Origin of the sequence: Meridianimarinicoccus aquatilis, from assembly GCF_004358675.1 — a bacterium.
Taxonomy (GTDB): Bacteria; Pseudomonadota; Alphaproteobacteria; order Rhodobacterales; family Rhodobacteraceae; genus Meridianimarinicoccus; species Meridianimarinicoccus aquatilis.
In genome coordinates this window covers 24,500-38,758 of record NZ_SMZO01000007.1, presented here as the reverse complement: position 1 = coordinate 38,758, position 14,259 = coordinate 24,500, and the positions used below count along the sequence as shown (strand labels likewise).

Genomic DNA, 14,259 nt, shown 5'->3' with positions numbered 1-14,259 from the left:
GGTGAATTGGCGCGATTGTGTCAATTTGGGGGCATTCGCCCCCTTTTTCGTTCAAGATCACATGTCCGGTGTCAAATCGGCTCGCAGCAACGCCAACGGATGGGCCCGCAAACTGAGCCGCAACGACAGGTAATCTTCAACGACTTCCTCGCCCAGCGTCATGCGCGGCAGATGCGCCGCCGGTTCCAACCCACCCTCGCCATCAAGTTCCCCGGCAAAAAGGGGCAACGGCTTTTCCGCCGTAATGGCGCGGGCCTGCCACAAAGCATCGCGCCGCGACAAACCAAGCGCCGCAAAGGCGTCTCCCTCGGCCAAAGCGACGATCTGACGGGGCGGCACCCCCGCCTTGCGCCACACATCCTGCACCCCGCGATACCCGTTACCGCGCGCCGCTTCGATCCACGCGGCCGCCTCCTCGCGCAAGCCCTTGATCTGCCGAAATCCCAGCCGCAAGGCCAGCCCGCCTTGCTCGGCCGGTTCCATGATATTGTCCCAGGCGCTGGCATTGACGCAGACCGGCAATACCGTGACCCCATGTTCCCGCGCATCGCGCACGATCTGCGCCGGGGCATAAAAGCCCATCGGCTGACTGTTCAGAAGTGCGCAGGCGAAAATGCCGGGGTGGTGGCATTTCATCCATGCCGAGGCATAGACCAAAAGCGCGAAGCTGGCCGCATGACTTTCCGGGAAGCCATAGCTGCCGAACCCCTCAATCTGACCAAAGCAGCGCTCCGCGAAGTCGGAATCATACCCGTTCTTCGCCATCCCGCGCAGGAAACGGTCGCGAAACTCAGACACGCTGCCATGTTTTTTGAACGTGGCGAGCGACCGGCGCAGGCGATCAGCCTCGTCGGGGGTAAAGCCTGCGCCGGTGATCGCGATCTGCATCGCCTGTTCCTGAAACAATGGCACGCCCAACGTCTTGCCAAGCACCGCGCCAAGGGCATCTGACGGAAATGTCACGCTTTCTTCGCCATTTCGACGACGCAAATAGGGGTGCACCATATCGCCCTGAATCGGACCGGGGCGGACAATCGCCACTTCGATCACCAAATCGTAGAAGCAACGCGGTTGCATCCGGGGCAGGAAATTCATCTGCGCCCGGCTTTCGACCTGAAATACCCCAAGGCTGTCAGCACGGCCCAGCATATCATAGACCTGCGGGTCCTCCTGCGGAAGCGAGGCAAGGTCAAAACGCCCCAGCGCGTGCTGCCCGAGCAGATCAAACCCTTTGCGCAGGCAACTGAGCATACCAAGCGCGAGGATATCCACCTTGAGGATCCCCAACGCATCGATATCGTCCTTATCCCAGCAGATGACGGTGCGCCCATCCATACTGGCATTTTCGATGGGGACCAGTTCGTCAAGCCGCCCCTCGGTGATGATGAAGCCACCCACATGCTGACTCAAATGGCGCGGGAAACCTTGAATTTCCTCAACCAGTTCAAGCGTAAGGCGCAATCGCGCATCGGTTGGATCAAGCCCTATTTCTGTCAGGCGCGCTTCGGTCATTCCGGGACTGCCCCACCCCCAGATCTGACCGGCCAGCGCGGCAACGGTGTCTTCGCTCAGCCCCATGGCGCGCCCGACCTCGCGCACCGCGCGTTTGCCACGGTAATGGATCACGGTCGCGCACAGCCCGGCGCGGTGGCGGCCATAACGTGCATAGATATGCTGAATCACCTCTTCACGGCGTTCATGTTCGAAATCGACGTCAATATCGGGTGGCTCGTTGCGGGCTTCAGACACGAAACGTTCAAACACCATCGTACCGATTTCGGGGCTGACCGAGGTGACGCCAAGTGCAAAACAGACCACGGAATTCGCCGCAGAGCCGCGCCCTTGGCACAGGATGCCGCGCGACCGGGCAAAGGCGACAATATCCTGAACTGTAAGGAAATAGGGGGCGTAGCCAAGCTTATCGATCAGGGTCAGCTCGTGCTGCATTTGCGCCTGAATGCGTTCAGGGGTTCCGCGCGGGTAGCGCTGCGTCAGCCCCTCGCGGGCGAGCCGTGCCAGACGCTCGGACGCAGTTTCGCCATCCTGCGCCTCGGTGGGGTAATCATATCGCAGCTCATCCAGAGAAAAGCGGCAGCGCGCCGCGACCGCCGCAGCCCGTAATGTGGCCGCCGCATGTTGGCCTAGAACGCGGGTCATATCCTCGCCGCTGCGTAGACGAAACTCTGCGTTGGACAGAGCGGTTCGACCCAGCTCTTCCACCCGGGTACCGGTGCGGATCGCCGTCAATGCATCGGCCATGGGACGGCGGCGTGCAACATGCATGACAGGCGCGGCACTGGCCACAGTTGGGATCTGCAGCGCGGCGGCAAGGTTGTCCAGCGCATCAAAATACGCACCGTCCCGCCCATCATGGCGCGGGGCCATCAGCAGTGACACAGCACCGGCAAAGCGGCGCGTCACCTGTTGCGCCTGTGACCACCATCCGCCCGCACCGCGCGGCACAGGCAGTTCTGGTGGAGGGTGCAGCAGCAGCTCTGATCCACCGGCCGCGCCCAGAAGATCATCCAGATGCAACTCGCACTGCCCTTTTGGCGCTCTCAGGCGCCCAAGCGACAAAAGTCGCGACATCTGCCCCCAGGCCATGCGGTCACGGGGCAGGATCGTCACACACAGACCATCGACCAGCCGCAGCCGGGTACCGGGCAAGAGTCTTGGCGCACACGTCAGCAGCGGACTGGGGCAGTGTGAATGGCCTGTTGGCAACGGCGGCCCAATCGGCCCATCCTTGGCAACCGACGCCTCACGCGCCGCAACATCCCGTGCAATATCACGCGCTGCAACATGTGCGCGCACCACGCCAGCAACCGAATTTTCATCTGTAATGGCAATCGCCTGCAAACCCAGCTCGGACGCGCGATGCACGTATTCCTCAGGGTGTGACGCCCCGGTCAGGAAGGTGAAATTGGTTGTGACGTCAAGCTCAGCAAACATTGGGGGCAGGCGATTCCTTTTTGGAACACCGCAGTATATTCCCCTTTTGTTCTCACGCGAAGAGGTGAGCTGACCCCACCTTGATCATTGGGCAGAAGGCCCCGCCCAAGCCAGGTCACTTAAATGCCTGCACTCAGCACACACCCTACGCATCATGGGAAACAGTCATTTCAGGTGTCTGAGTTGCTTCGGCACGAGGCATTTCAAGCGCAGCGGCCAAGGCCGCAAAACTATCGGTTACGGTTTCCGGCCTGCTGCGCCCCAAAAAGCCGTCAAGCGCCGCCCAACACCGGACTGCACGATCAGTCAGGGAATCAGCCCCAGCCACATAAAGCCCGGACTGGATCATCAGTTCTGCCTTGTCATAAGCACCAAGCAACTTGCGAGCCTCAGAAATCAGGGCATTCTCAGCCTCGCTCGCGGCATCAGGCAGGCTTCTCGACACCGAACGTAGCAAGTCAATCGCAGGATACCGCCCACGCTCAGCGATCTTTCGATCAAGCACAACATGCCCGTCCAGCACACCGCGGAGGGTATCTGCCACCAGACCTTCCATGTCGGACCCCGCGACCAAGACACTGAACACCGCTGTGATATCACCGACACCCGTCACATTCGGCCCCGGCCCCGCCCGTTCAGCCAACGCCATGATCTGATGCGGCATTGACGCTGGAAACCCCCCTGGACCCGCCACCTCGCCTGCCGCAAGCGCAATATCACGATGCGCCTCTGCAAACCGTGTAATGGAATCGGCGATATAGAGAACGTGAGCCCCACGATCGCGAAAATACTCGGCCACGCTCATCGCGCTGAGAGCGCAGCGGCGACGTTGCAAAGCCGACTGATCAGAAGTTGCCGCCACCACAACGGTCTTTCGCATGCCTTCGGCACCCAGCACCTGCGTTACAAAGTGCCCCAGCTCTCGGCCACGTTCGCCAACCAAGGCAATGACAACAACGTCGGCGTCAAGATTTCGACCCAAGAGCCCCAAAAGCGTGGATTTGCCAACACCAGACCCAGCAAAGAGCCCGATCCGTTGACCATACACAACAGGCAGCACCGTGTTGAAAGCAGCGATGCCCGCCTCGATCCGCGGCCCAAGAGGACGGCGATAGGCCGCTGCCGGCGGTTTACGCGACAACGGCAACGCCTGTTCCCCCGGAAAGAGCGGTTTTCCGTCCAAAGGCATACCGTCTGGATCAACGATGCGACCGATCCAACTCACGTCCGGCGAAATGCGCGATGGGCCAAGCACGATCACCCGATCCCCCATGGATAAACCCGCAGGCGGTTCTGACGGCATGACGTCAACCTCGCGCGCACCGATGCGCAAGACATCGCCATCGATATCTGCACCGCTGCGGCTGCGGATCCTGACCCTGTCGCCAAGCGACACAAGATCTGTCAACCCCGAAACGCTGATGGTTTGATCGTTCAAGGCGACCACACGCCCCACGGGGAACACCGATTTATAGGCAGCAATGCGCGCTATAAGATTTTCCAGACGGGGGGCTGTCATGGTCGTCTCCTTCGTTGCGGACAACCCTTTCTAAACGAATCGCAGTTAAGCCAAGGTTGAAGCAAATCGAGGGAGAAGCCCCGATGTACAACAGTTTAGCATTTTTTAAGACAGCGTCTGCGCTTGCTCAGCACGCATCTACACGCCAAACGGTCATCGCGCAGAATATCGCAAATGCCGACACGCCTGGCTTCAAAGCAAAGGACGTGGCGAGTTTTTCACAGAGTATGGCGGACACTGGGCGCAGCGTGGAATTACGCGCGACACGGCCCGGTCACGTTTCATCTTCGACAAGCAATGCCCAAAAGCCACTCGTCGACCGAGACTCTCTTGGGGACGCCTCTCCGAACGGAAACACCGTCTCTTTGGAAACGGAAATGGTGAAGTCCTCTGCGGTAAAACAGCAGCACGAATTGGCCGTTGCGACCTACCGCAGTGGGATGGACCTGCTGCGCACGGCACTTGGACGGGGACGATAGGAGCAAACCATGAGTGATCTGCAAAAAAGCCTTTCCGTATCGGCCAGCGGCATGCGTGCACAAGCGACGCGGCTGCGCCATGTGGCCGAGAACATCGCCAATTCGGACACACCCGGCTACCAACGCAAGTTGGTTCCCTTCGAACTGGCTGCACAAAGCGGGAATGACGCTGGTGGGGTCAAAACCGGCCGCGTTCAACTCGACCGGTCAGAAGCAAACCGAATTTACGATCCGTCTCACCCAATGGCCGATTCAGACGGGTATTTCACAGGCTCGAATGTGAACACAATCCTCGAAATGGCGGACTCAAGCGAAGCCCAGCGGGGATACGAAGCCAATCTCAAGATGTTCGATCAGGCGCGCAAAATGTCGTCGTCCTTGCTTGAACTGCTCAGACGTTAACGCAAAAGGAGGTCCAGAATGGAATTTACCTCGGCACGTGCCCTTCAGTCTTATATCAGCGCGAAACCTGCAACCAACCCAACCCCTCTCGAAGAGGGACCAAAGCCGCTCGCTTCGGGGCTATTCGCCGACTTCGCAAGCACATTGCAGGCGACAGATCAGGTAGCCCAAGCAACGTTGGCAGGGGGCGAAAATCCGCAATCCTTGGTCGAAACAATTGCTCAAAGCCAGCTTGCCATTGAAACGGCCGTGACCGTCCGCGACCGGGTTGTCGAAGCTTATCAGGAAATCCTGCGGATGCCGGTCTGAACTATGAATGAGACGGTTTTCTTCGACACCCTCAGGCAAGGTCTCTGGATCGCCGTCATCATTTCGATTCCGATCCTGACGGCCGCCCTTGTGACGGGCCTCGTGGTCGGCCTGTTTCAGGCGCTCACTTCCATTCAGGAAATGACGCTGACCTTCGTTCCCAAACTCGCGGCCATCCTCGTCGTTTTCTGGATGAGTATGGGATTTATGACGCAAACGATGACCAGTTTTTTCAAGACTACCATCGTTCCACTGATTGCAGGAGGCTGACATGGATAATGCAAGCTACGCAACGCTTACCCGGCAAAGCGGTCTGCGACAGGAAATGCAAATTATCGCCCACAACATCGCGAACGCATCCACGGGGGGCTATCAGAAAGAGGGGTTAATCTTTTCTGAGTTCGTGAATCGCCTTGAGAATTCAGATACTTCTCTCTCAATGGCTACCGCCAATGCGCGGATGATTGATCGCAGCCAAGGTCAACTGACACGAACCGGCGGCAGCTTTGACGTCGCCATCGAAGGCGATGGATACTTCATGGTCCAAACACCAGAAGGGAACCGCCTGAGCCGCGCCGGAAGTTTTCAGCCCAATGCAGACAGCCTGTTGGCAAGTTCAGACGGCGCATTGGTCCTGGATCCGGGTGAAACGCCCATTTTCATCCCACCCGCAGTCAACGACATTCATATCGGAACCGACGGATCGATCAGCGGTGACGGACGAGCGCTTGGTCAAATTGGCCTGTTTCAACCGCTGGACCCAACGAAAATGACCCGCGCAGGCGGGGTTCGATTTGACGTCGAGGGTGGCGTCGAAGCTTTGGAAAATGGCGGAATGGTTCAAGGGTTCATCGAATCCTCCAACGTCGATCCAATCCTTGAGATCGCTCGAATGATTGAGGTGCAGCGCGCCTATGAGCGCGGGCGTGATCTCATGTCGACTGAAGACGAACGCATTCGCGGCGTTATCCAAACCCTAGGACAATAGGAGAGTACCATGCGCGCCCTTAAGATCGCTGCAACCGGAATGTCCGCCCAACAAATGCGGGTCGAGGTCATTTCAAACAACCTCGCAAACATGAGCACGACGGCCTATAACACACGACGGGCTGAGTTTGCTGACCTGCACTATCAACAGCTACAACGCCCCGGGTCGATCAATGCGTCGGACGGCACCGTCGTCCCCACAGGGGTGCAGCTTGGTCTTGGCGTCAAACCAACCTCGGTTTCGGTCCACCTTGCGCAAGGTTCTTTGACGCAAACGAACGGCGATCTCGATCTCGCCATCGAAGGCCCTGGGTATCTTGAAGTGACCATGCCTGACGGCGGCGCTGCGTATACACGGGATGGCGGGCTGAAACGCTCTGCGGAAGGTCAAATTGTAACATCAGAGGGCTATCCGGTGGTGCCTGACATCGTGATCCCCGATGATGCCGTCAGCCTGTCAATGAATGCCGATGGCGAGATTTATGCTTATTTCAGCGACCAAGTCGAAGCCGAGCTTCTGGGGCAGTTCACATTGGCAGGGTTTCCCAACGCCCGCGGCCTCGAAGCCCTTGGCGGCAGCCTGTTTCGCGAAACTGAAGCCTCGGGCCCCCCGAATGTGAGTGATCCGGGAACGGACGGGCTGGGCACCCTGCGACAAGGGTATCTTGAAAATTCATCAGTCGACGCTGTGCGAGAAGTGACAGAACTGATTGAGGCACAGCGGGGCTACGAGTTGAACGCGAAGGTGATCACAGCCGCAGACCAGATGATGGCCAGCACCTCGCAGATACGCTGATCTCATGAAACTGCAACTTCGCTTCGTCATGGGAACAGTTTTGGCTTTGGCAATCGGTGCGCCGGTGTCGGCCGAGTCGCTTATCGCCCTGCGCAATCTGCGCAGCCAGACCGTCATTACTGCGGCGGACTTGCAGCGCGCGACACACGCAACACCCGGCGCACTCAGCAATCCCAAAGACGCGATCGGATTGGAAACGAAAGTTACAATCTACGCCGGCAGACCCATCATGCCGCAAGACCTTGGCCCACCAGCAATCGTTGAGCGAAATCAAATCGTTTCGCTCAACTACCACCATGCCGGGCTCGCCATTGTCACCGAAGGACGGGCGCTGGACCGGGGCGGCGTTGGTGACCGCATCCGCGTTATGAACCTTACGTCACGCAGCACAGTGGCGGGTAGCATCACCGTTGACGGCAGTATCACTGTCGCCCCCTGAAACCCTCGACCATGGAGTAAGCATGCGACTTTTTCTGATTTGCATTGCTCTTTTAGCTAGCATTGCGGGCTGCGGCCGACTGGACCATGTCGGTCGTCCCCCTTCGTTCAGCGCCGATGACGCCGGCCGCGAGCATCTCGCCATGTCGGTACAGGGCTTGCCCAATTCTCTTGAAAAGCAGCGTATCGTTGATCAATCGTCTCTGTGGACCGGAGCGCGAAATTCACTTTTAGGCGACAGGCGCGCCGGAGAACGCGGCGACATTCTCACTGTTGTCATCGAAATCGACGAGAAGGCCGAAATTTCAAACTCAACCTCGCGATCACGGTCTGCAGGCGAAAGTTTGGAGGTTCCGCAACTTTTCGGCTTCCCTCAGCGACAGAACATGCCCGATGGCGCATCTGCTGAGAACCCTGTGGATCTCAGCTCGTCGAGCGAATCCGAAGGAGACGGGTCCGTCAAACGCAAAGAGAAGCTAACTCTGCGCGTTGCGGCCACCATAACCGACGTGATGCCCAACGGCGTGATGCGCATCGAAGGGTCGCAAGAAGTGCGGGTCAACTTCGAAATCAGGGAGCTGCTGGTGTCGGGGTATGTGCGCCCTGAAGACGTCTCGCGTACCAATCAAATCACCTATGACAAAATTGCGTCCGCCAGGATTTCGTATGGCGGCCGGGGCCAGATCACCGATGTTCAGCAGCCACGCTGGGGACAGCAAATCTCTGATATCATTCTTCCGTTTTAAGGTAGGCACATGGGCAAACTCATTCCACTTCTAATCGCGCTGACCGGCCTTGCGGGGGGCCTTGGCACAGGTTTCTTTATGCAATCGGGCGATAAGGACGTCACCCATGCCGAAGTGACAGAAGGCGACGTTCATGAAGATGGGCACGCGGGTGAGTCCCCCGTTTGCCCGCCAACAGACAGTGCTGGCCATGCATTGCCGCCTACGCCGGATGCCCCGGCAGATTTCGTGAAACTCGCCAATCAATTCGTGGTGCCGGTGGTTGTTGAGAATGACGTTGATGCAATGGTTGTCGTCACGCTCAGCCTTGAGGTGGAACAAGGCGCCCAACAGGAAATCTACAATATGGAGCCAAAGCTGCGGGATGCTTTCTTGCGGGTTCTGTTCGATCACGCGAACATGGGCGGCTTCAAGGGGAATTTCCTGAACCATCTCGGCCTCGAAACGTTGCGCACTGCATTGCGCGAGACGGGGAAAAAGACCGCCGGGCCCATTCTCTATGATGTTTTGATCGTGGACATGGTCAAACAGGCGCTGTGACGAAGCGGCTATGGCTTTTCGAGCAACCGATCCAAGGCTTGAACCCGGGCGGTTGCGCGCGCTGATGCCTCTGCAAGACGTTCCTGCGCGACACGAAGGAGCGCCCTCTCCCGATTGAGCGCGGCAATCTCGCGATCGCGCCATTGCCGCCAAATCTGCTCTCCACCCGCACGTTGAAATGCATCTGGTCCCGTTCCGATCTTCTGATTACGAAGCGCAGAAACCTTGTCTTGAATAGATATATCGGCATGTTTGTTCGCGCCTAGTTCAGCCGCTGCGCGCGCTTGCACTAATTCCGCAACCTGACGCAGTCGCAATATCCGTGGGTCGTTCATGCCCTGCCCCCCTGTTTCCTGCGCATTTGATCGGCAAAGCGAATTGCGGCGGCAACTGCTTGATAGTGATCAGCCCGGATTTCATGCCCCACTTCAACGGTCGCGTGCAGAGCGCGCGCTGCAGGTGGGTCCCGGTGAATCGGAATTGCCGCCTCTGCCGCGACTTCACGAATGCGGGCGGCCACCTCATCCACCCCCTTGGCCACGCAAACCGGTGCCGAGCCTGGTTCTCGCGACCATTTGAGCGCCACGGCATAGTGTACCGGGTTCACCACGATCACATCCGCTGTTGGAACATCCGCCATCATCCGGTTTGTCGCAATGTCATACCCTCTCTGCCGTCGCTTCTGTTTCATGTGCGGATCGCCTTCGGTTTGCTTGGCTTCGTCGGTCATTTCCTTGTGAGACATTCGGTGCTTGCGCAAATGTTCGGCCTGCTGCCACAGGAAATCGACCGCACCAATGGCCAAAGACACCGCAAGAACAACTGCAAGGAAACGAAGGCAAATGCTGGTCAGCATCGTTACAACAGGCCCTGGGCCAAGCAAGGCGGTGGCGACCATGTCCGGAATTTCAGCAATCAGGAACAGCGCAAGCGTAACCGAAAACACCACAAGCTTCGTGAAGCTTTTGGCGAACTCGAAAAGCCCGCCACGACCGAATTTCTGCTTGGCGTTGCTCAACAGACTGATGCGGTTCATCTTTGGTGCCAGTTTCGAGCCGGTCATCGTAAAGCCACGCTGCGCTATGACAGACAGCAAAACCAAGGTTGCGGGCACCAGAAACCAAGGCGCAAGAGTAATGCCGATTTTAGCCATCAAACCACCGGCGAGAGTTGCCCCGCCATCGGCGAGCAGCAGGCCTGACATTGTTTCAGCTTGATCCAGCATCACAAGCATCGCGCCGCCCAATTCCGTCACGCTGCCTGCACCGAAGACCATGATCGTCAGCACAAGACCCGCATAGGACGCGGAGGTCATCAAATCTGTGGACCGAGGCACCTCACCCTTTTTGCGCGCATCATCTAGCCGCTTTTGTGACGGCTCATACGGTTTTTCGCTGTCATCGTCTTGCCCTTCACTCATGGCACGCCACCGAACGGGTCCATGAGCCGACCATTCAAAAGGTCAAGCCATGCCGGAAGCATCACCGGCGCTGTCAACAGCAACAGCACAAGGCCTGCTGCAGTGATGGCGGGTGCGCCCACAAAGGCGACCATCAATTGCGGCATGGCTCGATTAATAACCCCAAGAGCAAGGTTGTAGAGAACCGATCCGATCACGAAGGGCGCGGCAAAGGTGAATGCTAAAGCAAACATCTCGGTAACCCGAAACACCGCCCATTCTGACAGCGGACCGGACAGCGGGAAGCGGCCCATGGGCAGCGTGTCATAGGATAAGATCAGGGCTTCTGCGATGCGCACGTGAAAGTCAGCCATCACCGCAAGACAAAGACCCGCCATCATCATGATCTGCGATATGGCTGGCTGCGGATCGACTGCTTCAGCGCCCAACAACTGCGACAAGGACGTTGCCTGCGCCGCAATCGTCCCCATGATTTGCAATAACCACACAAAAAGCCGCACCGAGAACCCAAGCGCGAGACCGCTGACAGTTTCAGTCGCCGCTAAACTGACAAGCAAGGCTGTATCAATGGGGCCGGGCACAGCTTGCTCTGCCACCGCAGGCGCGACAATCACAGCAAAGGCCCCCGCCAGTGCGATCCGTACACGGACAGACACCACCTGAGCCCCGAATGAGGGCAAAAAGAACATCGCCGCACCGACGCGCAGAAAAACCGCAATCCACAGCCCGGCACTGTCCAACACCATGTCCAGCAGCAGGTTTGCAGCCTCGTTCACGCCGCCACCACCCCCACAACAGCTGGTTTCGCATCAATGCCGATTTCTTCGAAAGACAAGACCGGCAGTTGAAGCCCGCGCGCCGCCACCACGCTTTTCAAGAAACGCCGCCGCCGGGTCGAGGTGATCAAGGCCGGATTTTCCGATGCCGCCGTTGCACGCGCGTAACGCTCGGAAATTGCGACGGCCAACCGGTTGAAATCTTCGGGTGAAAGCGCGACATCCGGCAACCCACGGTCGGTGTTGATCTGATGTGCTTCAAAGCGCTTCTCCCATTCCGGCGCGAGTTGAAGCAGTGGCAACGTGCCGTCAGCGCGCCGATGGACAGCCACCAACTGAAACCCAAGCCGCTGGCGCACATGTTCACACACCGCCTCTGGCATAGTGTGCAGCGGCCGCACTTCAGCGATTGCCTCCAGAATGAGAGGTAGGTTGCGGATCGAAACGCGTTCTTCCAACAGCATACGCAGCACGGCCAGAAGAAGGTCTTGGGGCACCTTTTCGGGGATCAACTCATCCAGAAGACGACGGTTTGCATCCGCCCGCCCCTGATCGCTGAGCCGTGTCATTTCATCCAAAAGGCGGCGCAATGTCTTGAGCGTCATCAGATGGCCCAGATTTGCCTTGAGAACTTCTAGCAGATGGGTCGCCAAAACCTCCGATGCGGTTACAACGGTTGCTCCGGCAATCGAGAATTTGTCCTGCGCGCCGGGGTCTATCCACCGTGCCGGCGCACCATAGACGGGCTCGCGCACCGCCAACCCCTCTTCTGGGAGGTCATCGGTGTCCGGCAGCAGGGCCAAGACCCGATCAGGCTGAAGAAGCCCACGCACCCGTTCCGCCCCCTGGATCCGGATCACGTATGTGCCGTCCGTGAGGCTGACATTGTCGGTGAGCCGCATCTCGGGAAGGATCAGCCCGAAATCCGTTGCAATGTGACTGCGCATACTGATGATCCGCGCATCAAGCCCCGTGGCCGGGTCCAGCGCCATGGCGACCAGATCGCCAGCGAATTCCACATGGATGTCATCCACATCTAGCATATCGCCAATGGGTGCTTCTGTCTTTTGGGCGTCGGCTGTGTCAACTGCCGCCTGTTGCGCATCCGCCTCCAGACGTTTTGCGGCGCGGTACCCAAAGATCGCAGCAACGCCGAGGCCAGCAGCCCCCATGACAAAAGGCAAAAACGGCAAACCCGGCACCATCGCAAACATTGCCATCAAGACAGCGACTGTTCCCAGCGCCCCCGGATACCGCCCCAATTGTGAAAACACGGCAAAGTCAGTGGTGCCCGTCGCCCCGCCCCGTGCCAGCAACAGCGCAGAGGCGATGGATATGATGACAGCAGGTATTTGGGTCACAAGCCCATCACCAACGGTTAGAATTGCATAAGTTTCAGCCGCTTGCCCAAGCGGCATATCATGAAACGCCACCCCCATGATCAGGCCCATCACAAGGTTCAGAAGCGTGATGAGAAGCCCGGCAATGGCATCACCCTTCACGAATTTAGAGGCCCCGTCGAGAGAGCCAAAGAACGTCGTTTCGTCCTGCTCGGCCGCGCGGCGGGCTTGCGCTTGTTGATGGCTGATTGCTCCTGCGGCAATATCGCTATCGATGGCCAGCTGTTTGCCGGGCATCCCATCCAAGGCAAAGCGCGCACCCACTTCAGCCATCCGGGCTGCGCCCTTGGTGATGACCATGAAATTGACAATCAACAGAACACAAAACACCACAACGCCAAGGAAAACGCTTCCCCCCATGATGAAGCTGGCAAATCCGCTGATGACATTCCCCGCCGCGTCGGTACCTGTATGCCCCTGTCCAATGATCAGCTTCGTCGAGGACACATTCAGTGACAAACGAAGCATCAACGACGCCAGAAGGATCGTCGGGAATGCCGAAAAATCCAGTGGCCGTTCGATGAACAGAGTGACCGTGAAAATCAAGATCGCGAGAGCAAAGGACGCAGCCAGACCGATGTCCAGCACCCATGAGGGCATGGGCAGGATCATCATCACAATGATTGCCATAAGCGCCATCGCCATCAGGATGGTGGGCTGGAACAGCAAACGCATGTCAAACTTGCCCATCATCCGCCCCACATGCTGCGGCTGGTCCGATCGCCGAACAGACTTCCGGTGTTGGGCCGCGTCGGCACGAGCGATCCCATACTGACCGGTGCGCCGCCGGGTTGCAGCAACGGAAACCTGTTCGGGCCACGCGTCACAGTGGGCGCGACGGCTGTCGCCGGTGGAAATGACTGTACCGGAATAGGCCCGCCGCCTAAATTGGCTAAATGACGATGAAATATCTTGCGATACCGGTTCGCATATTGTGGCGTGCGAGAATGGTAGTGCCCCACCGCTACCGACCAATCACCGCTTTCAGCAAATAAATCACGCAAAAACCGGGCAGCATATTGAGCATTTAGGTCTGGATCGAGCATGTCGGACAAGGCGCCGAACGCCTCTCCGTGCCAGCGGTAGTTGATCTGGAAGCACCCCAAATCAAAGCTTCGCTCGCCACCGGCCAGTGTTGCGTGCGCGCGCGCCAAAGCTGCGCTCTTGGAGTCAAAGAATGCGCCTTTCCCGGCAATGTTCAATGTCCATGGCCACGCCCCAAAGGTTGCACCGGTTTTGCGCCCGCTTTCTGTGAGCGACACAGCCAAAAGCACCTTGAGCGGCACGCCAGTCATGCTCGATGCCCGGCGCGCGGCGGTTTCGCACACAGTTTGCACGCCGCCGGTCATGGCATGCCCCGCCGCCGGCCAAAGCCCGCAAATAACAAGCGCCACCACGCCCCATCGCCGCCACCGTGCAGGCAAAGGATAACCCATTTTTCACCGCCGCATTTCTTGCCGCATACCCGTTTGGGATACGCTGCAGGGTGTTGAGA

At 58.4% G+C, this 14,259-nt stretch carries 16 protein-coding genes; 9 read left to right on the top strand and 7 right to left on the bottom strand.

Annotated elements, in window-relative coordinates; all coding sequences use genetic code 11:
- Positions 1-57: 57 nt before the first annotated feature.
- Both E2L05_RS04640 and E2L05_RS04635 read right to left on the bottom strand, forming a co-directional pair.
- Positions 58-2,952 (bottom strand): error-prone DNA polymerase, encoded by a 2,895-nt coding sequence (locus E2L05_RS04640; RefSeq protein ID WP_133341724.1) that lies wholly within the window; start codon positions 2,950-2,952, stop codon positions 58-60.
- 145 nt (positions 2,953-3,097) lie between these two features.
- Positions 3,098-4,471, bottom strand: coding sequence for a FliI/YscN family ATPase (locus E2L05_RS04635; RefSeq protein ID WP_133341723.1), 1,374 nt, complete (start codon positions 4,469-4,471; stop codon positions 3,098-3,100).
- An 83-nt stretch (positions 4,472-4,554) separates the two neighbouring features.
- On the opposite strand from E2L05_RS04635, the gene E2L05_RS04630 reads away from it, so the two are divergent.
- From E2L05_RS04630 to E2L05_RS04590, 9 genes are read left to right on the top strand one after another with little or no spacing between them, the layout of a single operon-like run.
- A complete protein-coding gene (locus tag E2L05_RS04630; protein WP_133341722.1) occupies positions 4,555-4,950 on the top strand; it encodes a FlgB family protein in 396 nt (131 codons plus the stop codon).
- Between the two features lie 9 nt (positions 4,951-4,959).
- Entirely contained in the window at positions 4,960-5,352 is a 393-nt protein-coding gene (flgC, locus tag E2L05_RS04625; RefSeq protein WP_133341721.1) for a flagellar basal body rod protein FlgC, read from the top strand.
- Positions 5,353-5,370: 18 nt separating this feature from the next.
- Positions 5,371-5,661, top strand: coding sequence for a flagellar hook-basal body complex protein FliE (gene fliE / locus E2L05_RS04620; RefSeq protein WP_133341720.1), 291 nt, complete (start codon positions 5,371-5,373; stop codon positions 5,659-5,661).
- 3 nt (positions 5,662-5,664) lie between these two features.
- A complete protein-coding gene (locus tag E2L05_RS04615) occupies positions 5,665-5,931 on the top strand; it encodes a flagellar biosynthetic protein FliQ (protein WP_133341719.1) in 267 nt (88 codons plus the stop codon).
- Position 5,932: 1 nt separating this feature from the next.
- Positions 5,933-6,649 (top strand): flagellar hook-basal body complex protein, encoded by a 717-nt coding sequence (locus E2L05_RS04610; protein ID WP_133341718.1) that lies wholly within the window; start codon positions 5,933-5,935, stop codon positions 6,647-6,649.
- Between the two features lie 9 nt (positions 6,650-6,658).
- Positions 6,659-7,444, top strand: coding sequence for a flagellar basal-body rod protein FlgG (gene flgG / locus E2L05_RS04605; RefSeq protein ID WP_133341717.1), 786 nt, complete (start codon positions 6,659-6,661; stop codon positions 7,442-7,444).
- 4 nt (positions 7,445-7,448) lie between these two features.
- Entirely contained in the window at positions 7,449-7,883 is a 435-nt protein-coding gene (gene flgA / locus E2L05_RS04600) for a flagellar basal body P-ring formation chaperone FlgA (RefSeq protein ID WP_243721867.1), read from the top strand.
- 22 nt (positions 7,884-7,905) lie between these two features.
- Positions 7,906-8,628, top strand: a complete 723-nt coding sequence (flgH, locus tag E2L05_RS04595) for a flagellar basal body L-ring protein FlgH (protein WP_133341716.1) — start codon at positions 7,906-7,908, stop codon at positions 8,626-8,628.
- Positions 8,629-8,637: 9 nt separating this feature from the next.
- Positions 8,638-9,168 (top strand): flagellar basal body-associated FliL family protein, encoded by a 531-nt coding sequence (locus E2L05_RS04590; RefSeq protein WP_133341715.1) that lies wholly within the window; start codon positions 8,638-8,640, stop codon positions 9,166-9,168.
- Positions 9,169-9,176: 8 nt separating this feature from the next.
- On the opposite strand, the gene E2L05_RS04585 is transcribed toward E2L05_RS04590, so the two are convergent.
- Genes E2L05_RS04585 through E2L05_RS04565 form a run of 5 tightly spaced genes read right to left on the bottom strand, consistent with a single transcriptional unit; the run spans position 9,177 to position 14,200 of the window.
- Positions 9,177-9,503: a hypothetical protein gene (locus tag E2L05_RS04585; RefSeq protein WP_133341714.1), complete on the bottom strand. Its 327-nt coding sequence runs from the start codon at positions 9,501-9,503 to the stop codon at positions 9,177-9,179.
- Positions 9,500-10,588 (bottom strand): EscU/YscU/HrcU family type III secretion system export apparatus switch protein, encoded by a 1,089-nt coding sequence (locus E2L05_RS04580; RefSeq protein ID WP_133341713.1) that lies wholly within the window; start codon positions 10,586-10,588, stop codon positions 9,500-9,502. The genes E2L05_RS04585 and E2L05_RS04580 overlap by 4 nt, the downstream gene beginning before the upstream one ends.
- Positions 10,585-11,364: a flagellar biosynthetic protein FliR gene (locus E2L05_RS04575; protein ID WP_243721866.1), complete on the bottom strand. Its 780-nt coding sequence runs from the start codon at positions 11,362-11,364 to the stop codon at positions 10,585-10,587. The genes E2L05_RS04580 and E2L05_RS04575 overlap by 4 nt, the downstream gene beginning before the upstream one ends.
- Positions 11,361-13,454: a flagellar biosynthesis protein FlhA gene (flhA, locus tag E2L05_RS04570; RefSeq protein ID WP_133341796.1), complete on the bottom strand. Its 2,094-nt coding sequence runs from the start codon at positions 13,452-13,454 to the stop codon at positions 11,361-11,363. The genes E2L05_RS04575 and flhA overlap by 4 nt, the downstream gene beginning before the upstream one ends.
- The gene (locus E2L05_RS04565; protein ID WP_243721865.1) at positions 13,454-14,200 is read right to left on the bottom strand and encodes a transglycosylase SLT domain-containing protein; all 747 of its coding nucleotides are present in this window, start codon (positions 14,198-14,200) and stop codon (positions 13,454-13,456) included. The genes flhA and E2L05_RS04565 overlap by 1 nt, the downstream gene beginning before the upstream one ends.
- Between the last annotated feature and the right edge of the window lie 59 nt (positions 14,201-14,259).